The organism is Cohaesibacter gelatinilyticus (genome assembly GCF_900215605.1).
Classification (GTDB): Bacteria; Pseudomonadota; Alphaproteobacteria; order Rhizobiales; family Cohaesibacteraceae; genus Cohaesibacter; species Cohaesibacter gelatinilyticus.
In genome coordinates, this window is the sequence record NZ_OBEL01000002.1 from 570,653 (window position 1) to 594,365 (window position 23,713).

A 23,713-nucleotide genomic window follows, 5' to 3' on the forward strand; every position below is an offset into this window, starting at 1 on the left:
TATTACCTAAAGGAATGCATCTTATGAGACATGACCGATATTATGCTATTGTTGCAGACGATCACGCAATAGTGCGCGCCGGATTGAAAGATGCACTGGAAAAACCCGGACTGGTTGAACAGGACGGCATCAAGGTTGTCGCCGAAGCGGGGGATGGCCTGAGTGCGATCGCAGAGGTGCGAAAACACCGCCCTGAACTATTGTTGCTGGATGTATCCATGCCGCTTGCCGGGGGTGTCGAAGTTCTGGTGGAGGTGCGTCGCTGGTCGCCGGATACCAAGGTTGTGGTATTGACCGGCGTCTCGGCTGTCGGCCTGATAAGCGAGCTGATCGAAGCCGGCGTTGATGGTCTCTTCTCCAAGGCATCCTCCAACGAAGAAATGTATGAAAAGCTGCCCAATATTCTTAGGGGTGGTCGCCATATTGCAAAGCAATTTCTTGATGTTCTTGAAGAAAATCCCAAACCGGCCATCCTGACCGACCGGGAACGCCAAACGCTCAACATGATCATCAGAGGACGTTCGAACAAGGAAATCGCCGAAGGTCTGGGCATCAGCGTCAAAACCGTCGATAAACACCGCACCAGTCTGATGCAAAAACTCAAGGTTCATTCTGTTCCTCAATTGATGGCACTGGCCCTGAAAGAAGGCATGATCGACGCCTCTCTTGAGCTTTAGGCCGTAGGCTCATGAATGAGCCGGGTTCATCAATTTACGTTCTGGCACGTCAAGTCAACAAACACATTGGGGTCTTTACCCCATATGAGCGCAACCGAATATGATCCAGAATGGCAACAAACAGCCAATAGAGGAAAAAGCCATGTCATCTCCTGTCTGCCGGAAGATTTCCAAACCCCTGACCACCTTGCTTATGGCAACAATCATGCTCGGCACCGGCCTGGCTCAGGCATCGGATATGACGTCAAACCCGCTTGAAGGCTTCAAGGAAATCAAGGTCGCGCCTGGCTATGCAAAAGCCGACAGCCTGATCGGCACCATTCTTCCCTTCGTGCAGGATCACCCGGAAAATGACGAAAGTATCGGTAAGATGGATATCCGGGTCCGTCAGAGCGGCAGCGGCTATCAGGTCACTATCATCAAGGACGGATATCTTGATGATTCAATACGCGGCGAACATTTCCTCGGCCATGTCATTTACACCTCCAACGGGCGCTGGGAGTTGCTCTCCATGCATGTAAAGCCGCTTTGCTATCGGGGTATGACGGAAACCGGTCTGTGCCGATAACGGGTGAACACAGAGACGCCGCCATGCGTGCCGTGATGACATCCCTGCTGATCACCGCCATCACCTTCCTCATTGCAGGCCTGAACATACCGACAAAAGCGATGTCAGCGGACGACAACCGCATGTGTGTGAAGCTCGCCATGGGCAAGATGCTCCCCGTGCGCGCAGGGCCAGGATTGCGATTTGCTGTGATTGGTCAGCTGCCCGCTGGCGATTGCTCGCTCAAACTCAGCAATTTCTGTGAAGGCAATTGGTGCAAAGTGAGCGTTGGACAAATTGCAGGATGGGTTCACATAGGCTACCTTTACCCTGCAAAATAGACAATGGTTCCAGTACGTGGTTCCAGTACGTGGTTCCGGTGTGTGGTTTCAATACCGGAACATCAACTGAAGAGGAAAGGCAACCGGACGGTGCAAGAAGTTTCCAGAACGAAAGGCAGGTATGCGATCGTTGGTTCCGCCATGATTTTGTTCATGGCAGGAGCAAGCTTGGCGCAAAATCAATCCTTGCCAACAGTGATGGAAAGCGGCAGCAATGACGTTATCAGCCTTCAACGGGGCCAGATACCGGATGCCGCCACCCCTATTGCCCCCCAATCGCCTTCCAAAGCTCTGAGACGCCGCTCATCAGCAACCTTCTCGGCGGAAGATCCGTCTGCTGGCCAACGCGCCCATATCGGGAAAGCCACCTCCCCGACCAGAATGAAGCGCAAAATGGCAAAGCCGTCTGCAAAGCCCGATATTGCATCCCGGATCGCTCCGATGTCATCAGGCGGTGGCGCAAGCATTCAAAACAATGCCATTGCCCCGCCAGCTGCTTCTCTGGTTCCACCCCCTGTTCCTGAATCACTTTCCGAGTCCCCCCTGGCATCACCTGTTGGATCAGCCCTTGCGCCGCGCCCTGTTCTCGACAATGGCATTTCAGAGCGGCTGGTAACCGTCTGTCTCAGCAATGCTGCCACAAATTCCGGTACAAAGGCTTTCGATGTTCAAAGGCGGGATAGCCCGCGTTTTGTCGTTGGTTCCGGCAAGACCACCTGTGCCAAATTCGAGCCGACACGCCAAACCATCTATTTCTGGAAAACCAATACCCTTGGAAAATTGGCCCTTACCTTGTCGAATCGACTGGACCTGCGCGACTCCGAGGGAACCCAGATCACGCTCAATTGGGAACAGGATTAGGCGCAGATCGTTGATCATATCGATGAGTGCATGCCCGACTTCAAATGGGGTATTTCCCCCATAGGGCGGGAACAGGCCGCACGTTACGGTCCTTTCAGCCAAACTGAAAGGACCTCCCCATGATCTCCAAAGCACTTTCAACTGTCCTTGTCACCACCACACTCGCTCTTGCGGGGGACGTGTCCTCATTTGCTGCCAGTAACCCGATTGGCAACAACCACAAGACCGATATCCGTTTTGACTGGAACCAATAATAACAACGAGGGGGAACAATAACCCATATGACCGGACTTTTCGGGTTTTGTGACTAGGAGCGGATGCCGTCTTGATCTGGTTGACCGCAAGGGAGCAGCGACGTAGTCCACCAAACTTGAAAATCCGGCCTTTGGTGCTTTTCGATTGCTCGCTGAACGTCGTTATCTTTCTTCCGAAAATGCCCCGGTATTGTCCGTCGAAAGCTGCCTTGTCAGCAAACAAGAGAAAAGCATCCTATGGGTTATTGTTCCCCCTCGCTGGTATAAGGCCGACATGAAGCCGGCCTTCTTGCATGAGTATACAGTCAGGAACAAATCCTATCGCCGGGCTATCCGGGCCTGACGAACGAGATTGAGAAATTCCGCCCGATAACCAAAATCATCCGTCCCTCGATTGGCTCTGGCAAGATTTTCGATCTCGGTCAGAGAGAAGTCTTCGAGATATTTGCTTCCCTTCAGATATTGACCAAAGGCTGCAACAGCCGCCGCAAATCGTGTCTCGGTGCGGTTGATGGCCTGCTCCTCTTCCAGCACAGGCGTGCTGATCAGGTTACTGTGCGACTGTCCGGGTTTCTTGTAACGGATCTTGACAAAAGCAAGTTCATCGCTCCTGTCGGATGAAACCTTTTTCGGGGAGTTTGCACCATAGCGGCGTTCATCAAGCTTAACCGCTGGCGACCCGACCGGCGTGATCTCATAGATAGCTGTCACCGTATGTCCGGCCCCGATATCGCCAGCGTCAACACGATCATTGTTGAAGTCTTCATTCTTCAACGCCCGTGTCTCGTAACCCACCAGTCGATATTCCGCAATTTTCGATGGATTGAACTCCACCTGGATTTTCACATCCTGTGCGATGGAAACCAGAGAGCTGACCATTTGATCCACCAGCACCTTGCGCGCCTCGGACAAGGTATCGATATAGGCAGCAACACCATTGCCATTCTGTGCCAATGTCTGCATCAAGGCATCATTATAATTGCCACGTCCAAATCCCAATACGGAAAGGGCTGTACCGCTTTTGCGTTGGTCCGATACATAGCGCTTCAAGCTTTCCGGATCGGAAAGACCGACATTGAAATCACCATCGGTGGCCAGGATCACGCGCGCTTCTTCGCCCTGCCCACTCATCTGGCTCGCCACTGCATAGGCTTGCTTGAGACCCGCCTGCCCGGCAGTGGAGCCACCCGCACCCAACTGGTTCAGTTTGCTCAGGATAAGATCCTTGTCGGCAACTTTCGTAGGTTCCAGCAAAACACCCGCACTGCCCGCATAAGTCACGATGGCGACCTCATCCTCCGGCCGCAATGAAGACAACAGCAGACGGAAGGATTGCTGAAGCAAAGGCAACTTGTTTGGCGCTCTCATGGACCCGGACGTATCAATCAGGAAGACCAGATTCTGTGGCGGCAGACTGGCCAGATCAGGCTTATAGCCCTGAATACCGATATGCAGCAGCCGGGTAGCCTTGTTCCAGGGGGTCTGCATCACCGATATATTCGATGAAAAAGGCCTCTCCAGAGAGACTGGCCTCTCATAATCATAGGAAAAATAATTCACCATTTCCTCAATGCGAACCGCATCAGGCTTGGGCAAGCGCCCCGCATTCAGATTGCTGCGAACAAAGGAATAAGAGGCGGTATCGACATCTATGGAAAAGGTAGAAACCGGATCTTCCAGACTTTGTTTGAGAGGATTTTGCTCCATATCAGGAAAGCGCTCGCGATCCAGCATGGTGGGGGGCGGTGCGGGCATGTGATCGGTGCTCGATATTCGAGCCTTTCTGGACATACCACCCGCCTGCTGTCCCGACATATTGAACAGACCTACAAGATTGCGTTGCGGAGCATGGCTCTGAGCAGTCCCCTTGCCCATTTCCACACGGGTGGAAGGCAGGGGACTCTTCAATTCGTTCAGATATTGGTCATTGGCCGGCTTCACCGGCTCCGATGATAGGGACAGCGTCCCGCCGGAAGACGGTTCGATCTTGTTGCTTTCCAGCAATTGAGAGCCGGCCAACATGGCAATGGCCAGAACCAGAAATGAGGATGTCATCAGCAGCAGAGACGGGCGGGAATATTTTTTCAACATGGTTCTATATCCTTGTTTCCAAATATACGTATGAAACACAAAAGCCACGCTCCCGGGAGGAATGAAGCGTGGCTGGCTGGTCAGATCGGCTTACTGCCAGATATTGATCTTGAACTTGCTGCCATTTCTGCAGACTTTTTTGGGAGAGTCGTAATACCAATATTGGGCATTGTTCCAGCGACCGTTGGATTTCAATGTGCGATATTTCACCCGGATCTTTGTCTCGGTCCGGTTCACCTTTTCCAGATTGTGTGTTCTGCGGAACTTTGCACCCGGCTGCATGATGAAATCGCGGATCGGCTCGGAGCGCCATTTGCGTTTGGCATAATCATAATAGTCGATATCAAACAGGCGAACGGTCTTGGAGGATTTGTTGTCGACATGAAGCTTCACATTCTTGCAGATATTGAAAGCAGCTTCTGCTGGTGTCGAAACGGAGAAAGACAGGCAGGCAGCAGAAACAAGTGCGGCGGCTGCACAAAGTGAGATTTTGCTAAAAGTATTCATTGGTCATTTCCCTCTGGGTAGGCCCCGGCTCGGTTGGGGCTGAAGCTGTTGTGAAGTTCGATGTAAGGAAAATGCCAAATGTTCAAGGCTGACTGTATGGGGTCAACACCCCAAAAGAACGCAAACTTTGACAAGCTGCATCAAAGGCCTGCATGATGCGCACCGTGTCATCTTCACCAGAAAATGCGGATTTTGACCAGGATCTGGGGGACAATCATGAGGATCAGAAGATCAAAGCCTCTGCACTCCCGCGCGCCGACAGCAAAGGCCCAAGCAGACAATCGGCAAATAGGACAGTCAGGAATGCACCCATCGACACCGTTGATTGCCATTGCATCCATAGTCACGGTCTTCATGAGTACCGGCAGCCTTTGGGCTGAAAAAGTCAAAGCAAACCGAACCGAGATCAATGCCTTCATCAAGGCTGACACAAATGCCGATCAGAAATTGAACAAAAGCGAATTTCGCACTTTTGTGAATCTGATGGCAACGGCGGGGCAGCCCGCTGCGAAACGCATCCGCTTTTTTCGTGCCTATGGCTTTGCCTTTTCAATTGTAGACAAGGATAAGAACGGAATATTGTCACCCATCGAGCTACGGACTGCCGATAACGATTTCCGATCCGGCAAGCTCTGAAACAACCATCCCATCCCGACCAACCCGGCAATTGCCTTGACCGAGACACACCCAATATCAGCGCCACCAGAAACCGATCACGCCAATGATCAGCGCACAATAGATGGCCCATATTTCATTCCCTGATCAAAAGCATTCTGCAGGTTGCTCTGACACATACAGAGCCGGCTCTATTCAGGTTTTACGCAAGACGCACAGAAGGGAAGATCCGCTTTCTGATTTTCTGTCATCCTTTGAATATCAGGATGCGCAAGGGGGTCCCGGTCGAAATTTGCCCCATCATGAAACCCATCATCTGTTTGCAACAGTCGTTTCCAGAGGCGTGCAAGATATGCTGTCATAGTCTGTATCATGCCCCAATTATCGCGGACATTGTCGCAATTCGGAATCGACTTCGAAAGGCAATGTGTTTAGTTTATCTAAATGCAAAATCTCAACAGCCTTTCGATCTCATCACTCAGAACCATAGAAGTGCTTGCCAGGCACAGCTCCATGCGCAGTGCAGCAGAAGAGCTGGGCGTGACGGTTGGCGCACTCAGCCAAAGACTGGCAAAAACAGAAGCTGCTTTGCAACAAACGCTGTTTGTGCGCTCCTCCACCGGACTGCAACCAACGGACATTTGCATTGAGATTGCCCCAAGACTGACATCAGTCTTTCAGGAATTGTCGAACATTGTCTCGGACATAAGGGACAACAACCAGAACACCCTGACGGTCACCGTTGCCACTATCATTGCAAGCCGTTGGCTTATATGGAGAATAAAGAAATTCACCGATCAGAATCCTCACATTTCCTTGCGTATTCTACCCACGAATGATGTGGTCGATCTGGAGAATTCCGAGGTTGACATCGGCATCCGGGTTGGAGCCAATTTTGGATCAGACGATGGTGTCACCAAATTGCTGGACAAGCACGTCTTTCCAGTCTGCTCGCCCGGCATTGCCGCACAAATCAAAACACCCGCAGATATCTTGAAATTTCCGATCATTCGCGAGAATGACGAATTCATAGGTTGGAAGCCATGGCTCGCTGAAGTCGGTCTTTCAGGACAAGATCTGATCCCCGGCCCCACCTATGCGGACGGCTCTTTGTGTTTAGATGCAGCGATGACCGGACAAGGGATCTTCATGGCATGGGAAATCGTTGCTTGCGATGCTTTGGAGCGAGGATTGGTTGTCTCTCCCTTCGACATACGATCAGACCTCGGGTCAAGCTATTGGTTTGCCTGCAGCAAACGATCCGAGCGCAATCCAAGTGTCAGGAAGTTCAAATCCTGGCTGATGGATGAGCTCGAATGTTCATTGGCAACCTGGAACAAACAGTCTGATAGCAAAGATGGTCCAGAAGGATGAAGTCCCCTACCCGACCAAGCCGGCAATTGCCTTGACCGAGGCGCGGGTTGCGCATTCTACACTGGCTCGTTCCTGTCCGCTGCGCGTGCGGGTGCCAAGGGAAAGAAAGACCGAAAGAGCCAGTTCGGTGGCCGCGTTCAATTGCGCATCAGGACAATCAGGGTGATGCTTTTGCACACAGCGTGTAATGGCCCGGCGAACTCGCTCCAACGTCTCTCCCAGATACGCCCTGATCTGATCGTTGGAAGGGGCATCAGCTATCGCATTTGAAAAGACAAGGCAACCAAGCCCTCTATCGTCTCCTGCCTCGTAATAATACTCGATCAGCCCGGCATAAAAGCCCCAAAGCGCAGCTTCGAAACTCTCGGCCTCCACAAACACCCCACCAAGCTCAGCAGCCAATTCCTCGGTTCGGTGCCGCAGACAACCCAGATACATGTCTTCCTTGTTGCCAAACGCTCTGTAGAGGCTGGGCCGGTTCAAACTGGTGACCTTTGCTATGTCATCCAGCGACGTTGCCGCAAAGCCTTGCCGCAGGAACAGATCCTGCATCGCCTCATTGACCGCATCTTCATCAAACTGCCTCGGGCGTCCACGTTTATTCATTTCTGTACCGTTTCGCATATAAATATTGACCGCCCCTTATTTTTATGCGATCCAGTACACAATTCAAGTCCAAACTTACCTCATGTCCTTCATTTCGACAATGATCAGGCACTTTTCGCAGGAGTCCCCAATGCCCATTTTCAATGATGTCTCCATTCCCGACAGTCAGATGTGCAAGACAGCACTGGAATTTGTCAAAGCCAGTCACGAGCCTTTTCTGCTCAACCATGTCATGCGGACCTACTTTTTCGGCTCACTGGCTGCGCAGCGGGCCTCTGCCAAACTGGATCAGGAGATGTTCTTTCTGGGAGCAGTGATGCATGATCTGGGGCTGGTGGAAGACTATGTACGCGACAATCGCTTTGAGATTGATGGCGCAAATGCAGCAGCCGACTTCCTTCTCGGGGCAGGCTATCCGGACGACAAGATCGAGATTGTCTGGGATGCCATTGCCCTGCACACCACATTGGGCATTCCCCAAAGCAAACGACCCGAAATCGGGTTGGTCCAACTGGGTGCTGGCATCGATGTCGGCGTGGTACCATTGGAAATGCTCGACAGCCAATTCGTCGATGAAGTGCTGGTCGAATATCCCCGTGCCGATTTCAAGAACAAAATGCTCGAACGCATTGCAGAGGTTGTTGGCCGCAAGCCCCATATGACCATGCACACCTTTGCCGAGGATATACTGGAACGTCATGTCGAGGGCCATCACCGCCACAATTTCTGCGATGCCATGCATGGCTCTGCCTTTGCCGAATGACATTCCCAGATGCGCCTCGCATCCCGCTCTGCGAGGCGCTCCACGCCGCAGCATCAATCACACCCTCACAATCTTGCAGCAAATGGCGACTATGCGGATAAAGTAAAGATCGATCTCTTGGAACCAAGATCTGCTTTCATTGATTTAGGCAGCTTGCGTTCCAAGTTCAGATATTTTTTTTGACCAGACCTCAACTGTCGCAGGTTCCGGGTGACTGGCTCCTGAAAAGTGAGTGATGCGTGTGGGTTTGAAACCCACAAACCCAAGTATTTGTCCACGCAACTGATGCACCATCGCGTATTTATAGATAAAGCGGAAAAACCAGTTCGGCGTATCTGATGTCATTATCACACGCGCAGACCGTCCTTTTAGCAACGGAGAAGGAAGGCCCAATCGGGATGTGTTACGTGTATCAAATGCTTCACCCGGCAGAAGGATCCGGTCGATAAGCCCTTTGAGTTTGGCTGGCAGTCCGCCCCACCACATCGGCGTCAGCACCACCACATGCTCACTCCATTTGAGATTATCCAAAACCACTTCAAGATCAGGTTCCAGTGGTTTGACGTTCTTATATCCACCATTTTCAAAATCAGGATCAAAATCCAGATCATGCAAATGAGTGATCCGTAAATCGTGGCCAGCCTTTTCTGCAGCATCCGAGTATTTCTCAGCAAACAGCTTTGAAAGCGAGGACTCGGCGGGATGCCCATTGAGAATGTAAATGCGTTTGATTGTCATGATAATCATTCCTTAAATTGACCATGGTCATTTATTTGCATTATTATTGACCGCGGTCAATATACGGTTTACAAAAAACTATGAAACGAGCCACGCAACAAAGAACCTTGAAGACACGAGAACAGCTCATCAGCTCTGCTCGTGAAATAGTGATCAATGTCGGATATGAGGCTTTGCGTGTCGAAGAGGTTGTCAAAGGTGCCAAGGTTGCGAAAGGCACATTCTTTGCCCATTTCAAGGACAAAGACGCCTTGATGGACATTCTCATTGGAGAAAAAATTGATGATGTCCTCAATGAAATGGAAGCAAAGCCTCATTTCAGAACGGTCGAAGAACTCGTAGATAGCACGATGCCATTACTGTGCTTCATATCAAGCGAGCGATATGTATTTGATGTATTCCTGCGACTGTCTGGCGCGCTTGCAGTTGAGGAAATTGGAAATATTGCCACTACGATCTATCGACACGAGCGAATTCTAGTCAATCAGTTGAAAGACAATCCATTTCGACAAGATGTTTCGACCGACTTACTGTCGGAAGGAATTCAGTCCTTTTGCATCAATGCGGTGGCATTGAGTTTTTGTGCTCTGCATAGTGATAAGGATATCAGGAATAGACTGACGACCTATCTAAATGCTTGGCTTTGCCCTCATTAGCCGCCTTCATGGCTTGCAAGAAGTAGGTAGTAAAGACTCAAAGCAGTCATTCGCTACATTCAGCAAACTCGAATTGTGCAGACCGGGCAAACTTTGGCCGTAACTGCGCCGACATCCGCTGCCAGAATGGCACCCCATCAGCACGAGCTGTCTGAAGAGAAAACTGCTGGCGTCAGTATTATACCCATTGATTAATTAACGAATTGGTATAATATAGCCTTCATGAATAATGACGAACAACTTGACGCAATTTTCTCTGCATTGGCCCACCCAACGCGGCGCGCCATTTTGGCACGGCTGGCCAAAGGCACCGCAACCGTGAATGAACTGGCAGAACCATTCGACGCGACATTGCCAGCGATTTCCAAACATATCCGGGTGCTGGAAGCTGCAGGTCTGGTTTCTCGCGGCAAAGAGGCACAATTCCGCCCCTGTGTCCTGGACACACAGCCGTTGCAGACCGTTGCGAGCTGGACTGACCAATATCGCTTCATCTGGGAAGGTCGCTTCGACGCAATGGACCGAATTCTACAAGGAATGAAGGAACCGCCGAATGAGCAATGAAAAGAAGTGGGTGAAAATTGAGCGCGAATTTGACGCTCCGATTGAAACTATCTGGAACATGTGGACAGATCCGATCTTGTTCAAGGCATGGTACGGCCCCCGTGGTATGTCGATACCAGTCGCGGAAATGAACGTCACCGTGGGCGGAAAACGCAAGATCTGCATGGAAATGACTTCTCCCGAGCGCTCCATGAAGATGTGGTTCACCGGCATTTACAAGGAAGTCACGCGTCCGCATCGCCTCGTCTATACCGAGAGCATGTGCGATGAGGACGGCAAACTCATCTCACCCCAGTCGATGGGCATGCCGGTTGATTTTCCCGACATCACGGAAGTAATCGTGGAACTATCTGAATCTGATGGAAAAACCTTGATGATCATGGTTCATGTCGGCGTCGAGACCGGAACAGCTGGTGCTGGCGGCTGGAACCAGGCATTCGACAAGCTGACCGAGTATCTTTCCGCAAAAGACAAGGCCGTCTGATGATCGTTCATATCCTGTCGGTTATCGCCTTCATGCTGGTGACATTTGCGGCACAGGGTGTGTCGCATTTCGTCATCAATGCCGATCACTTTGCGTCCATTGGTTTCCTGCGAGCCGAGCCAATCATGGCAATGGGCTTCGCCGTCATGATCATTCAGGGCGCCATTCTCAGTTTCAGCCTGCAAATCTGGAAGGGTGACGCTGTGCAAATAAAAGAGGGATTATTGATTTCCCTGATCTTTGGCGCATTCCTGGTCAGCTATATCGCACTGACAGAACCGGCAAAATATGCTGTCCCTTCGATCACGGATTGGCTTCGCATCGAACTCGTTGTCGGCTTTTTGCAATTCGGGATCTTTGGTCTTGTTCTGGGTTGGCTACACCGCAGGTTCGGCTCTGAAAAAGCCCCGAAAGGAACCCCATGAGACAGCTTGCAGCCCTGACATTTGTTACGCTTGATGGCGTGATGCAATCTCCTGGCATGCCAGACGAAGACCCTTCCGGTGGATTTACGCAAGGCGGTTGGGCAGCACCCTATTGGGAAGGCATCATGGCACAGGTCGAACGCCATGCCATGTCCGAGCCATATGATATGGTGCTGGGTCGAACGACCTATGATATCTTCGCCGGCCACTGGCCGAAAGCACCAAAATCCGCACTGTCGGATCGCTTGAACGCCGCTTGCAAATATGTAGCGACTTCAGACCCGGACAGTTTGAAATGGGAGAACTCCCACCCGATCACAGGCAATATTGCTGAAAGATTTCGCTCTCTGAAAAAGCAGGACGGGCCGTTGTTGCAAGTGCATGGCAGCGCCCGGCTGATACAGACATTGATGGCTCATGAATTGATCGACGAATATCGCCTGTGGATTTTTCCAATCATAACTGGTGGTGGCAAACGGCTGTTTGAAGATGGCAGCACACCAAGTCAATTGAAGCTCACAAGATCTGAACCCAGCGAAAACGGCACCATGATGCAGTTCTATCGCACCCGATAACATTCAACAGTGCACATCCGGTGATATCTCCATCGGTTTGCCACGCATGAGACGAATGTTGCGCAATATGAGATTGTTCCAGATCAGTCTGGGCAGCCCTCGCAGAAAATCCGCCATTGAGCCTTGTCCACCGGCACGCAATATCTTCCAGCTCACGGTTGGTGGCACCGGTTTGAACCAGGCTTTCAGATTGGCAGGCTTGCCCTGTTTGAGCAATGTCAGCGCCCGGGCGGTGATTTCAGGATTGTTCCAGTCCGATGCATAGACCACACAGCCATTGTGATTGATGATAAAAACCGAATTCGGATAGCCCCCATAGGCCTGATGGGCCGATCCATCCAGATCATCGACCAATATTCGGCGATTTTCCCCGTCCGAACGAAGACGCGCCGCACAGCTCTGCTTTTCCTCATCGGACTGATGCGCCGAGATCATGGTTCCCGGATGAGCTTCGCGCACATAAAGCACGGCAAAGCTGACATCTTTATGCTCATGATGCAGCGCACTCATGGTTTTCCGGCGTCCCTGAAACAAAGGGCAGGTCAGGCTACCCATTTCCAGCACAAGGAAAGAATTGTCAAAATCCAGCAGACGAGACTGCCCGCCTTCTGCAAGGGTCAGGTTGAAATCAGGAGCATTGGTGCCGGGTTGCGGTCCGCGAAAATTCACAAGGTCATAATCCTCGGCATTGAACTGACTATAATTATACATCTGCTCCCCTTTCCAGATTGCTGAGATTTTCTGACATCTTTTTCAGCACCTGGTTCACCAGCTCCAAATCCTGTGGGGCAATGTCCTGCAAGGAAAGATTGATAAGGCGGCTGGCAATGTCAGCAAGTTTTGCAAACAGGACGCGACCTGCTTCCGTTATGCCGACATCAACAATCCTGCGATCCTTGCGGGTTCGGGTGCGTTCGAGCAGCCCCTTGCCTTCCAGCCGGTCAATCAGGCGCGATACTGTCGTGGGATCACGCAATGTCAGTTGTGACAGATCACGCGGGCTCAATTGACCATGTTTGCTCAAAATAAGCAGCAAGGCCCATTCTTCACTGGTCACCCGATGCCCGTTGGCAACGAATGCTGTTTCAAGCTCCTTTCGGAGCTGAAACCCGAGATGGTTCACCCAGTAATGCGGAAAATTCTCATAATTCATAATCATTGCTATATACAATGATTGTATATAGCAATCAATAAAAAGATTTATCTTACCGGCAATGTCACCTGTGCAACCTGCTAGACCGATTGATTTTTAATGTTTAGATTGACCTATATGGCTGATTTCACCGACGAAAACCCCTCCTGTGTTCACCGCTGGTCCTACACGGTTGAGAAAGACGAGACCTCTATCGTCCTGCCGGACGGGTGTTTGGACATTCTTGTCGTTTCCTGTGTGGAGACGGGAAAGGATATGCTGTGTGCCACTCATTGGGACTTTTCGCCGAGACCGGTAGCGCTTCGTGCCGGGCTTACTCTGACTGGCTATCGGCTTCGGCCAGGAACCATGGTCGATCTTCCCGAGCTTAATGCAGAAGTCGGTAACGTCTCCAATCTGGAGGCCATGATCAATGATGCTGCAAGCCCTGATCAAGAGATCACGCAGATCATTGAAGCTCTGGGTTTACCGGAAAGCAGCGTCGATGGCCTGGCCAGACAGCAAGGGGTATCGGAAAGAAGTCTGCAACGTCATTTCAAGAGCCTTTCCCTTCCGCCGCCGGTCTTCTGGCGTCAATTGGGGCGGGCAAGGAGGGCCGTTCAGGCGCTGCCATGTCGGGTGCCGCTCAGTGACATTGCCCTCGACTATGGCTATAGCGATCAGGCCCACATGACGCGGGAGTTTGTCCGATGGTTTGGCCTGACGCCAGCCCAGTTGCGCCAAAGCCCGGATGTCATGAAGTATCTGGCAGAGCCGGGCCTTGGGAATTGGTCATAAGAAGTCGCTTCAAATCAAAGAGCTTTAGCCGCCTGACGTAAAAAGCCCTCGCTTTGCTTTTCCTCGATGTCTGAGAGTTTGGCGAACTTGATATGGCGACGAAACTTCCCGCTTCCTTCCAGGATCTTATCGGGATCATCTAGATCACATCCGTTGGTGAATTCCAGCGAGACGTGGTTCTTGTAGGCAAAGACCCCGCAGAATTGCGATTTCATCTCTCCGGGGATGGCCTCGACCATGGTGCCACCATATTTCGCGACGAATGCCGCTTCAGGCACCACTCGTTTTATCAGGGCCTTCAAGTGCTCGGCAATTTCGGCTTTTTCAATTTCATTCATCATGTATTTATCCCGGAAGCTGGACTGCTGAGCAAATCTCGATCAGATAGCCATTGGGGTCTGCGACATAGGATGTCGTCTGCCCCCATGGCTCGTCACGTACATCCTGAATGAGCGTCGCGCCAGCATCAACCGCTCTTTTCAGGGCGCTTGCTACATCATCCGTCTCAAACGCAATCTCAAATGTCGGATTATCAGATCGTGGGGATGCCGGGTTCTTGCCCAACTGATGCATGAGAGCCTTTGAGGAAAAGGCCAGTTTCGTCTCTCCGGTGACCAATTCCCCATAATCGCCACCCTCGTGAAGAAAGGCGCGCTCAAGCCCGAATGCTTTCTCGAAAAAGGTAAGTGAAGCCGGGACATCATCCACGTAAAAAATCGTGTAGCGAAAGATCATTCAAAGTGCCTCCAGAATTGACTTCTTGCAGGCAGGATAAACAGGCGGCTGATGTCCTGTCTTGAAGAAAGCCGACAGTCACCATCTTTATAGCCAGGATCTCAATCTGGCACAGATGTTTGGGCTTTCACCCTTCCTTCAAGGTGGCAATCAGGGCATCGAGCACCTGTAAATGATCCTCAGGATCATCCCCTTCAGAGACTGCAAGGGCGGCTCGGTCGAACATGGCGGAAAGCTGTTGCGTCAGGGCTTCAAGGGGAAGGGTCCGGATCTCGCTCGCTTTCATGGCGGCGGCAAGCCCCAGACGCAATGTATCTGCAGAGGTTTCACGATCGATCTTGTCGAGTTCGATCTGCCCCAGGACTGCCGGGCCGTCCAGAAGCATGATGCGGACGCGCCCCGGTTCCTGCATGGCGCGGAGATAGCCACGGCTCCCCTGCTTCAATGCGTCAATTGCAGAGGCAGGAGCGGGCTTGATGGATGCATTTATCTCATCGGCCACGGCGACAAATTCCTCGGTGACCACAGCGTGAAAGATCGCCTCTTTATCTTTGAAATGGTGGTAAAGCGCCCCGCGCGTGACCCCCGCGGTCTTCACGATTTCCGGTGTGGAGGTTTCCGCATAGCCCTTTTGCGCAAATAGAGCTCTGGCCGCACCAATCAGCGCAGAGCGCATGGCCTCGGTGCGAGCCTTATTGGACCTTGGTTGTTCTTTCTCTTTCATACATTCAGCCTGGATGCTCATAACTATATCGCATACAGACTGTATGTTTTTTTAGAAGGAGACGCAATATGAAATGCACCCAATATTATCCCGTGATCCAGACAGACAATGCGGCAGCAACAAAGGCCTTCTATGTGGATCACTTTCGTTTCAAGGTGAGCTTTGATGCAGACTGGTATTGTCATCTGCAATCCAGCAAAGATGAAGGCGTAAACATCGCGATCCTGAAAGGTGATCATGAGACCATCCCGAAACAGGGACATGGAACGGTCAATGGCTTGATCCTAAATTTCGAGGTGGAGGATGTGGATGCGGAATTCCAGCATGTTCAGGAAGCAGGCCTGCCCATTCTGAAAACACTGACGGACGAGGCCTTTGGTCAGCGCCACTTCATCACCTGTGATCCGAACGGCGTTTTGATTGATGTGATCAAGCCCATTCCGCCGACCGCAGACTTTGCCGATCAATATGCCTCAGACGCCCTTCCGGCTTGATCATGATGCTGACATTACGACGAGGCCCATCCTGTTATCTTGGGCCTCGTTAAGTGGGCTGGGCCATAGGGTGGTTGCAGTCAGGGTTTCGAGATGGCATGTCTGTGTGGGGAGGCGGGCATGTCGGCAGGCGGATAATGCTGACTTTCGTTGTCATTACATCAATGATCATTTCATCTCTCCGCTTCCTGTGAAATATCTGGTAGCAATCATCGAGTAATTGATGGTTTGTGAATTATATACTACGTCGTCTATGGAGATATTGCCCCGTGAATATTGAGCAAGAAGTAGTGAGAGCGATAGTTTGAATGACTGATAAAAAGTCAACAGGGCGACAACTAGGTTTCGAGGCGGAAGAGTTTGCAGCATCCCTATTTGAAGCGCTCGGCTATGTTGTCACGAGAGAGGTCCTCATCGGTGGCATCATGGTTGATATGATTATCGAGCGTGATGGCTTATGGCACCCAGTGGAAGTCAAGTTTTTCTTAAAACGGGTTAGTAATTCTACCATTTTGGAGAATGCGGTACGTTTGCGTCAACTGGTTTCCGTGGATCCACGTTTATCAAATCCCATACTTGTTATCATTGGCTCCCTCACGGCGTATGCTAGAGGTTGGTCATCTTCAAACTTTGACATTCGCGTGTGGGATTACCAAGAGCTGAGAAATAAAACTGTTGAGCTGAAAGAGCTTCGCCAGCGATTAGATATGCTCATTGACCCTGAAAATATGAATACTCAGGATATCAATACTGCATCTCGCGAGAAGCGTGAAGTAGTAGCTAGTTCCCTAATAGAACGTCTCAGATCACACGAAGCTAAGGATGGCTTGACACCAACCGATTACGAAAAACTATGCAGGGAAGTGTTTTCGTTTCTTTTCGACCCATTTCTCTTTGGCTTTAGCGATCAACATCGCACTACAGATGGTGCAAACAGATTTGATTTCGTTTGCAGAATCAAGTCAGGAGATCAGTTCTGGGATGCGTTGCAGAGAGATTTCCGCACACGAGTCATTTTGTTTGAATGTAAGAACTATAAAGATAAAATCACTGCGGATCAGATCTACTCAACCGAACGGTACCTTTTTACCTCTGCGCTCAGAACCGTAGCTTTTCTAATCTCTCGCAAGGGACACGATGAGGGTTGTTTTCGCGCAGCTCAAGGAGCGATGAGAGAGAGTGGAAAGCTTATTATTCTGCTTTCTAACAAGGAGTTGATTGAGATGCTTAAGTTTGAGGGTACGGAGGATGGTGCAACTAGTTTCCTAGACCAACATATCTGGAGATTTGTGACAGGCCTTCCGAGGTAGCCAGCCCATCTGATTTTGACGGATTTTATACCTATTAGCGAAAGCTGCCATTTAGGCAGCGCGCAGTGTCCCCCGTGCCTGTCGTGCAAGCGCCTTAGTACGCTGCCAGAAAGAGGCCATTCACTAAGACAAACAGAAACCGCCAATTGGAAGTGGGAAGGCGAAGCTTATGAAGTTTACGAACGCAGAAAATTGGCGTGAAGATCTGTTTAATCGATGGCCGCAGGACTGGCCAGACAAGTCGAAGCACGTGATACCCCACGACGTGACGGTGGCGCAATATGAGGAATTGGTTGCCCTACTAGATGCGAAAGCCGGGGAGCGAGAGATTGAGATGTTCCTCACACGTAACCGCGAGGCACTCTCAATGGTAATCTGGCTGTTCTCAACAGGACATCACATGAGCTGGATCTTCCCTAAGGCACCGTTCAGGCCCTCGGTTGGGGAGGTTGGCGGACTTATACCCGACTATCTAGTTGCTGGCGCCAACAGTATGGGGGTCCAATACTTTGTGCTAGAACTGAAGGGGCCTGATAAAAGGGCCTTCGTGAAACAAGGGAAGCGCGTGTATTTGTCAGCTGAAGCGAACAAGGGCGTCTGTCAGCTCATGAATTACCTCGACTATGCTGCCCGCGATCAGGCGTACCTTCGCGACAGTCTGCAACTTCACCAGTTTCGAGAACCGACGGGCGTGCTGTTGATCGGGACTGACGAGGAAACCGAAGACCCTCAGGTACGTCAATTCAAGGCGGCATGGAACAGGATGAATCCACAGATCATGATCAGATCGTATAGTGCGTTGCAACGCACAATGCTGAGTAAGCTTCAAGACCATAGAAAATTGCCGACTGTAGAGAAATAGTTCTCCCGCAATTTCGGTCTCTGTTTGGAAACAGAAATCTTAACTTGCCGAAGTTTCTCGCAAAAACAGGAGCGAAGGAACGGAGAGTCAATGTCTGCTTTTGTGTGCTCATCTTGTGGGTGCTGTCAGTCCCCGTAAGCCCCCATTCCAGTCATTCTTTTGAACTTCTGCATCTTGGACACAATGTAGCCCTCAGAATTTCGACCAAACGCGCCGGGCTGCAGAATGACTGCAGCCCGTTTGCGTTGTGGGTTTGGGTCATGCGGCAGCCATGCGCTCTTCGGGTTGGTGCAGGCCGACTACGGCGATGACGGTCAGGCCGAGCAGCATATTGTACCAGAACTCGATGCCAGCGAAGCCGAGCAGCAGCGGCGCGGCGATGAAGGTGATGCCGACGAGGCCATCGACAGTGAGATGCACGCTATAGGGCAGCACTCGGAATACACCGAGATGGTGGTCCGTCAGCAGCGTCAATATAAGGGCCGCGATGCCGGTCACGACGGACAGCCAGAATGCCAGACCATTGCCGCTACCCAGGCCAAACAGAAACGGCATGGCCATGAGGTTAATACCAACGAGGGGGAACAATAAGCCATAGGATGTTTTTCGATTGTTTGCTGACAAGGCAGCTTTCGACGGACAATGCCGGGGCATTTTCGGAAGAAAGATAACGCTGCTCAGCGAGCAATCGAAAAGCACCGAAGGCCGGATTGTCAAGCCTCACAGACTGCGTCGCAGCTACCTTTTGGTCAACCAGACCAGAGCGGCATCTGCTCCTTGCCACAAAGCCCGAAAAGTCCGGTCATATGGGTCATTCTTTCCCCTCGTTGGTATAAGTGCAACCGGATAGTCGAGATAGGCGTGAATGGATTTGGTGATGAAACGTGGGAACATGATTTCTCTTCCTTTTGTTTGAGCGAGCTGGTTGCTCTGGAAGAGAAATAGGCGATGCTGTCTGATCAAACTATGTTTGATCACTCTATATTTTGTGCAGATCGTTCATGAATTTGAATGATCAGTGGCAATCGATTTTCTGAACCCTGCCGGGGTCATGCCGGTTTCCTTTTTGAAAACACGGGCAAAGGCAGAGTCAGAGGCATAGCCTGCGCCCTCTGCTGCGTCAGTCAGTGAGTTTCTGGGATGCACAAGCAATTTTTTGGCGATTTCGATGCGCCAGGCGGTGACATATTCCATGGGCGTCATCGCCATTTTCTTTTGAAACAGGACCGCAAAGCTGGTGCGTGACATGCCGGCCGTCTGGGCCAGCGCTTCGACCGTCCAAGGTGTGGCAGGGGATTTGTGAAAGGCATCCAGTGCCCGTCTCAGATTGTCGTCCGAGAAGGCACCAAGCCCCCATTCCGGGGCCTCGTTGCTCTCTATGAAACTGCGAATGGCCTGGGCGAGGATGGCTTCGGACATTTTTAGCGCAATCAGATCGCCGCCCATGCGCTGGCCACCGGCCTCGTCGCCAATCACCCGCAAGGTGGCTTCCATCCATTTGCCCGCTGTTTCTCCATAATTCTTGAGATGAATGAAAGGCGGCAGTCGTTCCATCAGGATATGTTTTGCGTGGGGCTCGAAGGAAAAATGCCCGCAGATGAGCTGCGTCTCGCGGTCATCGTCATCGCCGCCATAAACCAGAACTCCGGTTCCGGTGAAGCCTGATTTTTCAATGACGGTGTCGAGTGGAAGAACCGCGTCTCTTGTTTCCGGGGCGCAATAGAGTTTGTGCGAAGCGCCATGGGGAATGATGAGCAGATCCCCTTGGGCAATTGCGACCGGCTTCTCGCAACCCGCCACCTCGATCAGACAATTGCCGCGATGGGCAAAGTGAAAGCGCGCGACATTTTCAAAGGGCGGCACTTCAATGCCCCATGGGGTGGTGAGCGATGTGCGGAAATAAAGCGTGCCGCGCATCGAAAGGCTGGTGAGGATGTCACTGAGAAGATCAAGCATAAGCTGAGATTACATCAATATCTGCTTCTGTACAGAGGTTTGAACGATCTGCATGAAATTTCGCATGATCTGGCATGTTTGGCCGCTGCTCTGCGTTGTATTTGGAAGGGACAGAAATCACAACAGGAGTGGATCATGAGAAAGATTTTAGCCGGACTGACCATCGCAGGAATGATGTTTGCAACGCAGGCCTTTGCCAATGACCCGGCAGAACTGAGCGATGTCGAAATTGCGCATGTGGCTTACACCGCTGACAATCTGGACATTCGCTATGCCCATCTGGCGCTGGCCAAATCGAAGAATCCCGAAATTCATGTCTTCGCCAAGACGATGATCCGCGATCATGAAGCGGTGAACGAGTTGGCGCTGGCGCTTTTGAAAAAGCTGGGTGTGCAGGCCAAGGACAATTTCCTGAGCCAGAAACTGAACCGCGATGGCGATGCGATCATTGCCAAATTCAGCGCGCTGAGCGGGGCGGAATTTGACAAGGCTTATGCCGAAAATGAGCTGGCTTACCACAAGGCGGTCAATGCTCTGGTTGGCGATGTCTTCATTCCCAATATCGAAAATGCCGAGGTAAAGGCTCTGTTCGAAGAGGGCTTGAGGATCTTCAAAGCCCATGAAAAGCATGCCGAGATGATGGTCGGCGCGCTGAAATAATGACATCGAACCTTAAACGCAGAGATATTCTGGTCGGGGTGGCGGCATGTGCCACCACTCTGGCCTTATCTGGCAAAACTGGCTTGGCTGCATCACCAGAGACCCATCATGTCAGGATCAAATCCTTCACCTTCGAGCCACAGCATATCAGGGTCAAGGTCGGCGATGTGATCGTCTGGACCAATGAGGATCTCGCCCCGCACACGGCTACGGCCATGGAGGGCGGCTGGGACACAGGAGAGATCGCCCGATCCGAGACCGGCTCGATCAAGGTAACCGCAGACATGGAACTCAGCTATTTCTGCGCATTCCACCCCCATATGAAGGGTAGGATCGAATTGGTGTAGGCCGTAGTCTCATAGATGAGCAGGATGCATCCATCATTACTCACAGAAAATGATTTTTGGCTGCTGAACACGCTGCCAGAGATCACCCTCGTTGCTTCTCAGCCTGTTCAGCAGATGAGACCCCATCTCATATCCCGCAACCTTGATATCCTCCCCTATCCGGTCAACCGTCGGATCAATCATATCCAGCATGTCCGAATTGGTTTTTACAACTGCAAGGAAATCCTTGCCATGCAAAAGACCATGCTCTCTGAAACCGGCCAGAAGCGCGAAATAGGATGATTCTCCGGGGCATACGATACCATCCGGCATATCCCCGGATCCGGCGAGCTTTGCCGCCCATTGCGTCAATTCAGACCGCCTGGAATCAAGCGTCACATCTTCGGGAATGAGATAGGAAACACCGGTTTCGCGCACGGCCCGCATGAAACCATACCGCATATGCTGGTAAAAGGTAAAATCTCGAATAGGCAGAAGAATCAAAAGGTTCCGACATCCCTTATCCACCAGGCGCATCGCAGCCTGATAGGCAAATGCCTCATTGTCATAGTCAAAAAAACTGTGCTGCTCGGAAAAGTCCGTACGCCCATGAGAGATGAACGGAAACTCACGCTCCATAAGATAACGGACCCGTTCATCAAACACCCGCGTACGCGTGAAGATCAGCCCGTCTGCAAGACCATTGCGCACGATATGACGCACGGCATCCTGATCTCCCCCAACAGTGAAATGCGGGGTAATGTTGAGATGATAATCCGATCCTTTGAGCGCTTCCACGATACCCGAAATCATCGAGTTGCCAAAACTCAGAATTTCATCATGCGGATCCAGAATCAGACTGATAACCTTGGTCTTTCCGGTACGCAATCTCTGCGCCGCCCGATCAGGCACATAGCCTATTTCCGCAGCAACCTGTTCCACGCGCTCACGCGTTTTGGCGGCGATCCTGGGATCGCCCTGCAAGGCTTTTGAAACAGTGGTAATGGCCAGACCGGTAAGCTGAGAGATGGTTTTCTGTGTCGGACGTGGCTTGTCAATCAAGCCCTTTTGATCGGAATTCTTACCCGCCATCTCAATCAATTTCCCAATATAATTCAATATTTCGATTAGCACATTTTATAAAGTCAGTCAATTTCATACAAAAAACCTTATACTTTTCAGATGGATAAAATTCTCTATTGACAAGGCAAATAATTATAACGTTATAAATATAAAGAAATTTCAGACATCAAATAACTGGGAGGAATTTATGAAACTGAAATCTTTGCTCAAATCCACACTCGCTGGCGCGACACTTGTCGCAATGACATCCATACCCGGAACGGTCAATGCAGCGTCAAATGTTGAAGTTCTGCATTGGTGGACATCAGGTGGAGAAGCGGCAGCCCTCAAGGTTCTCAAGGAAAATCTCGAAGGTCAGGGTGTGACCTGGTCGGACATGCCTGTAGCAGGCGGTGGTGGCAGCAGCGCCATGACAGCCCTGCGTGCCCGTGTTACGGCAGGAAATCCGCCAACCGCCGTTCAGATGCTTGGATTTGATATCAAGGATTGGGCCGGTGAAGGCGTATTGGGCAACCTCAATGATGTTGCATCGGCAGAAGGCTGGGACAAGGTTGTGCCACCAGCCCTGCAATTCTTCTCCAAACATGAGGGCAACTGGATTGCCTCTCCTGTCAATGTTCACTCCACCAACTGGGTCTGGATCAACAAATCCATCCTTGATGCCGCAGGTGGCAAGGCCCCCACAACATGGGAAGAGCTTGTTTCCCTTCTGGACGCCATGAAAAAAACAGGTGTCACACCATTGGCCCATGGCGGGCAGGCCTGGCAGGATGCCACCATCTTCGACGCAGTGGTCCTCTCGCTTGGAGATGATTTTTACAAAGCCTCGATGATTGACCTTGATCCGGCAGTGCTTGGTGGAGAGAAGATGGTGGAAGCCTTCAATCGCATGGCAACCCTTCGCTCCTATGTCGACGACAATTTCTCGGGTCGTGACTGGAACCTCGCATCTGCCATGGTCATAAATGGCGAAGCAGGCATGCAGATGATGGGCGACTGGGCCAAGGGCGAGTTCCTGCGGGCAGGCAAGAAGCCTGGCGAAGACTTCGTTTGCATCCGCTTCCCAGGCACCCAAGGCGCGGTAACATTCAACTCCGACCAGTTTGTCATGTTTGACATCAAGGAAGGAACCGACGCACAGAAGAAAATGGCCTCTGCTGTCATGGATCCGGCCTTCCAGTCCGTCTTCAACGTTGTCAAAGGCTCCGTTCCGGCCCGGACGGATGTGCCTGACACAGACTTTGACGATTGCGGCAAAAAAGGCATGGCCGATTTGTCGGACGCAGCAAAAAACAGCCGCCTGTTCGGCTCGATGGCCCATGGCCATTCCGTTCCAGCCAGCATCAAGAACGCCATTTATGACGTTGTAACCGCCCATTTCAATGGCGAATATGACGCCAAGACCGCAGCAAAAGAGCTGGTCAATGCGGTAGAAGCTGCCCAATAAAGGGCAAATGATCGACGAACCCCACTCTGATTGCCGCTGGCCGGTACATCAGATCCCCGGATCGGAGGGCAACGGCTCTCCGATCTCCCTGTCGACCTTCAGATGTGA

Annotated in this window: 33 protein-coding genes; 20 read left to right on the plus strand and 13 right to left on the minus strand. The window is 51.3% G+C overall.

All coding sequences use genetic code 11. From position 1 onward, the window contains the following. Positions 1-23: 23 nt before the first annotated feature. The 5 genes from CRO57_RS12825 (at position 24) to CRO57_RS25245 (ending at position 2,680) form a co-directional block, all read left to right on the plus strand. A complete protein-coding gene (locus CRO57_RS12825; protein ID WP_097154067.1) occupies positions 24-677 on the plus strand; it encodes a response regulator in 654 nt (217 codons plus the stop codon). A 142-nt stretch (positions 678-819) separates the two neighbouring features. Next, on the plus strand, positions 820-1,245 hold the full coding sequence (locus CRO57_RS12830; protein WP_141401245.1) for a hypothetical protein: 426 nt from the start codon (positions 820-822) through the stop codon (positions 1,243-1,245). Between the two features lie 23 nt (positions 1,246-1,268). After that, the gene (locus CRO57_RS12835) at positions 1,269-1,565 is read left to right on the plus strand and encodes an SH3 domain-containing protein (protein ID WP_097153833.1); all 297 of its coding nucleotides are present in this window, start codon (positions 1,269-1,271) and stop codon (positions 1,563-1,565) included. Positions 1,566-1,718: 153 nt separating this feature from the next. After that, positions 1,719-2,426 (plus strand): hypothetical protein, encoded by a 708-nt coding sequence (locus tag CRO57_RS12840; protein WP_141401246.1) that lies wholly within the window; start codon positions 1,719-1,721, stop codon positions 2,424-2,426. A gap of 119 nt (positions 2,427-2,545) precedes the next feature. Then, a complete protein-coding gene (locus tag CRO57_RS25245) occupies positions 2,546-2,680 on the plus strand; it encodes a hypothetical protein (RefSeq protein ID WP_280176179.1) in 135 nt (44 codons plus the stop codon). Between the two features lie 318 nt (positions 2,681-2,998). Here the strand turns inward: CRO57_RS25245 and CRO57_RS12845 are convergent, their stop codons facing one another. Both CRO57_RS12845 and CRO57_RS12850 read right to left on the minus strand, forming a co-directional pair. Further along, on the minus strand, positions 2,999-4,771 hold the full coding sequence (locus CRO57_RS12845) for a vWA domain-containing protein (RefSeq protein WP_097153835.1): 1,773 nt from the start codon (positions 4,769-4,771) through the stop codon (positions 2,999-3,001). A gap of 90 nt (positions 4,772-4,861) precedes the next feature. After that, positions 4,862-5,278, minus strand: a complete 417-nt coding sequence (locus CRO57_RS12850; protein ID WP_097153836.1) for a hypothetical protein — start codon at positions 5,276-5,278, stop codon at positions 4,862-4,864. Positions 5,279-5,581: 303 nt separating this feature from the next. On the opposite strand from CRO57_RS12850, the gene CRO57_RS24410 reads away from it, so the two are divergent. Beyond that, positions 5,582-5,914, plus strand: a complete 333-nt coding sequence (locus tag CRO57_RS24410) for an EF-hand domain-containing protein (RefSeq protein ID WP_170956085.1) — start codon at positions 5,582-5,584, stop codon at positions 5,912-5,914. Positions 5,915-6,337: 423 nt separating this feature from the next. Further along, positions 6,338-7,267, plus strand: coding sequence for a LysR substrate-binding domain-containing protein (locus CRO57_RS12865; RefSeq protein ID WP_097153839.1), 930 nt, complete (start codon positions 6,338-6,340; stop codon positions 7,265-7,267). Between the two features lie 6 nt (positions 7,268-7,273). Here CRO57_RS12865 and CRO57_RS12870 read toward each other — a convergent pair whose 3' ends face one another. Further along, entirely contained in the window at positions 7,274-7,873 is a 600-nt protein-coding gene (locus tag CRO57_RS12870; protein ID WP_170956086.1) for a TetR/AcrR family transcriptional regulator, read from the minus strand. A 130-nt stretch (positions 7,874-8,003) separates the two neighbouring features. Between CRO57_RS12870 and CRO57_RS12875 the strand changes: the two genes are divergently transcribed. Then, on the plus strand, positions 8,004-8,636 hold the full coding sequence (locus CRO57_RS12875; protein WP_097153841.1) for an HD domain-containing protein: 633 nt from the start codon (positions 8,004-8,006) through the stop codon (positions 8,634-8,636). Positions 8,637-8,780: 144 nt separating this feature from the next. Here the strand turns inward: CRO57_RS12875 and CRO57_RS12880 are convergent, their stop codons facing one another. Continuing rightward, entirely contained in the window at positions 8,781-9,374 is a 594-nt protein-coding gene (locus CRO57_RS12880; RefSeq protein WP_097154068.1) for an NAD(P)H-dependent oxidoreductase, read from the minus strand. An 80-nt stretch (positions 9,375-9,454) separates the two neighbouring features. On the opposite strand from CRO57_RS12880, the gene CRO57_RS12885 reads away from it, so the two are divergent. From CRO57_RS12885 to CRO57_RS12905, 5 genes are all read left to right on the plus strand, one after another. Next, positions 9,455-10,030, plus strand: a complete 576-nt coding sequence (locus CRO57_RS12885; RefSeq protein WP_097153842.1) for a TetR/AcrR family transcriptional regulator — start codon at positions 9,455-9,457, stop codon at positions 10,028-10,030. A gap of 222 nt (positions 10,031-10,252) precedes the next feature. Next, positions 10,253-10,594: an ArsR/SmtB family transcription factor gene (locus tag CRO57_RS12890; protein WP_097153843.1), complete on the plus strand. Its 342-nt coding sequence runs from the start codon at positions 10,253-10,255 to the stop codon at positions 10,592-10,594. Beyond that, positions 10,584-11,078, plus strand: a complete 495-nt coding sequence (locus tag CRO57_RS12895) for an SRPBCC family protein (RefSeq protein ID WP_097153844.1) — start codon at positions 10,584-10,586, stop codon at positions 11,076-11,078. Before CRO57_RS12890 ends, CRO57_RS12895 begins: the two co-directional genes overlap by 11 nt. Then, a complete protein-coding gene (locus CRO57_RS12900; protein WP_097153845.1) occupies positions 11,078-11,503 on the plus strand; it encodes a hypothetical protein in 426 nt (141 codons plus the stop codon). Before CRO57_RS12895 ends, CRO57_RS12900 begins: the two co-directional genes overlap by 1 nt. Then, positions 11,500-12,078, plus strand: a complete 579-nt coding sequence (locus tag CRO57_RS12905; protein WP_097153846.1) for a dihydrofolate reductase family protein — start codon at positions 11,500-11,502, stop codon at positions 12,076-12,078. The genes CRO57_RS12900 and CRO57_RS12905 overlap by 4 nt, the downstream gene beginning before the upstream one ends. A 3-nt stretch (positions 12,079-12,081) precedes the next feature. On the opposite strand, the gene CRO57_RS12910 is transcribed toward CRO57_RS12905, so the two are convergent. Both CRO57_RS12910 and CRO57_RS12915 read right to left on the minus strand, forming a co-directional pair. Then, a complete protein-coding gene (locus CRO57_RS12910) occupies positions 12,082-12,789 on the minus strand; it encodes a deiodinase-like protein (RefSeq protein WP_097153847.1) in 708 nt (235 codons plus the stop codon). Next, complete coding sequence (locus CRO57_RS12915) at positions 12,782-13,237, minus strand: MarR family winged helix-turn-helix transcriptional regulator (RefSeq protein WP_097153848.1); 456 nt, start codon at positions 13,235-13,237, stop codon at positions 12,782-12,784. The genes CRO57_RS12910 and CRO57_RS12915 overlap by 8 nt, the downstream gene beginning before the upstream one ends. A gap of 111 nt (positions 13,238-13,348) precedes the next feature. Here CRO57_RS12915 and CRO57_RS12920 point away from each other — a divergent pair, with 111 nt between their 5' ends. After that, positions 13,349-14,008: a helix-turn-helix domain-containing protein gene (locus CRO57_RS12920; protein ID WP_170956087.1), complete on the plus strand. Its 660-nt coding sequence runs from the start codon at positions 13,349-13,351 to the stop codon at positions 14,006-14,008. Positions 14,009-14,022: 14 nt separating this feature from the next. Here the strand turns inward: CRO57_RS12920 and CRO57_RS12925 are convergent, their stop codons facing one another. The 3 genes from CRO57_RS12925 to CRO57_RS12935 all read right to left on the minus strand — a co-directional run bounded on the left by CRO57_RS12925 (position 14,023) and on the right by CRO57_RS12935 (position 15,467). Next, complete coding sequence (locus CRO57_RS12925; protein WP_097153850.1) at positions 14,023-14,349, minus strand: DUF1801 domain-containing protein; 327 nt, start codon at positions 14,347-14,349, stop codon at positions 14,023-14,025. Between the two features lie 4 nt (positions 14,350-14,353). Continuing rightward, the gene (locus tag CRO57_RS12930) at positions 14,354-14,743 is read right to left on the minus strand and encodes a VOC family protein (protein ID WP_097153851.1); all 390 of its coding nucleotides are present in this window, start codon (positions 14,741-14,743) and stop codon (positions 14,354-14,356) included. A gap of 127 nt (positions 14,744-14,870) precedes the next feature. Then, a complete protein-coding gene (locus tag CRO57_RS12935) occupies positions 14,871-15,467 on the minus strand; it encodes a TetR/AcrR family transcriptional regulator (RefSeq protein ID WP_097153852.1) in 597 nt (198 codons plus the stop codon). Positions 15,468-15,535: 68 nt separating this feature from the next. On the opposite strand from CRO57_RS12935, the gene CRO57_RS12940 reads away from it, so the two are divergent. From CRO57_RS12940 to CRO57_RS12950, 3 genes are all read left to right on the plus strand, one after another. Then, a complete protein-coding gene (locus CRO57_RS12940) occupies positions 15,536-15,961 on the plus strand; it encodes a VOC family protein (protein WP_097153853.1) in 426 nt (141 codons plus the stop codon). 308 nt (positions 15,962-16,269) lie between these two features. After that, complete coding sequence (locus CRO57_RS12945; RefSeq protein ID WP_097153854.1) at positions 16,270-17,271, plus strand: PDDEXK family nuclease; 1,002 nt, start codon at positions 16,270-16,272, stop codon at positions 17,269-17,271. 169 nt (positions 17,272-17,440) lie between these two features. Then, entirely contained in the window at positions 17,441-18,133 is a 693-nt protein-coding gene (locus CRO57_RS12950; RefSeq protein ID WP_097153855.1) for a Shedu anti-phage system protein SduA domain-containing protein, read from the plus strand. 258 nt (positions 18,134-18,391) lie between these two features. On the opposite strand, the gene CRO57_RS12955 is transcribed toward CRO57_RS12950, so the two are convergent. The 3 genes from CRO57_RS12955 to CRO57_RS12960 form a co-directional block, all read right to left on the minus strand. Beyond that, positions 18,392-18,787, minus strand: a complete 396-nt coding sequence (locus CRO57_RS12955) for an SPW repeat domain-containing protein (protein WP_425291282.1) — start codon at positions 18,785-18,787, stop codon at positions 18,392-18,394. A gap of 84 nt (positions 18,788-18,871) precedes the next feature. Next, complete coding sequence (locus CRO57_RS24785; protein ID WP_170956088.1) at positions 18,872-19,027, minus strand: hypothetical protein; 156 nt, start codon at positions 19,025-19,027, stop codon at positions 18,872-18,874. Between the two features lie 105 nt (positions 19,028-19,132). Then, positions 19,133-20,089 carry an AraC family transcriptional regulator gene (locus CRO57_RS12960; protein WP_097153856.1) on the minus strand — a complete coding sequence of 319 codons (957 nt, stop codon included), beginning with the start codon at positions 20,087-20,089 and terminating at the stop codon, positions 19,133-19,135. A 135-nt stretch (positions 20,090-20,224) separates the two neighbouring features. Between CRO57_RS12960 and CRO57_RS12965 the strand changes: the two genes are divergently transcribed. Together CRO57_RS12965 and CRO57_RS12970 are read left to right on the plus strand one after the other, a co-directional pair. Next, positions 20,225-20,749, plus strand: coding sequence for a DUF4142 domain-containing protein (locus CRO57_RS12965; protein WP_097154070.1), 525 nt, complete (start codon positions 20,225-20,227; stop codon positions 20,747-20,749). Then, complete coding sequence (locus CRO57_RS12970; protein ID WP_097153857.1) at positions 20,749-21,096, plus strand: plastocyanin/azurin family copper-binding protein; 348 nt, start codon at positions 20,749-20,751, stop codon at positions 21,094-21,096. The genes CRO57_RS12965 and CRO57_RS12970 overlap by 1 nt, the downstream gene beginning before the upstream one ends. 36 nt (positions 21,097-21,132) lie before the next feature. On the opposite strand, the gene CRO57_RS12975 is transcribed toward CRO57_RS12970, so the two are convergent. Continuing rightward, a complete protein-coding gene (locus tag CRO57_RS12975) occupies positions 21,133-22,167 on the minus strand; it encodes a LacI family transcriptional regulator (protein WP_097153858.1) in 1,035 nt (344 codons plus the stop codon). Between the two features lie 232 nt (positions 22,168-22,399). On the opposite strand from CRO57_RS12975, the gene CRO57_RS12980 reads away from it, so the two are divergent. Next, on the plus strand, positions 22,400-23,605 hold the full coding sequence (locus tag CRO57_RS12980) for an ABC transporter substrate-binding protein (RefSeq protein WP_210200876.1): 1,206 nt from the start codon (positions 22,400-22,402) through the stop codon (positions 23,603-23,605). Positions 23,606-23,713: the final 108 nt, after the last annotated feature.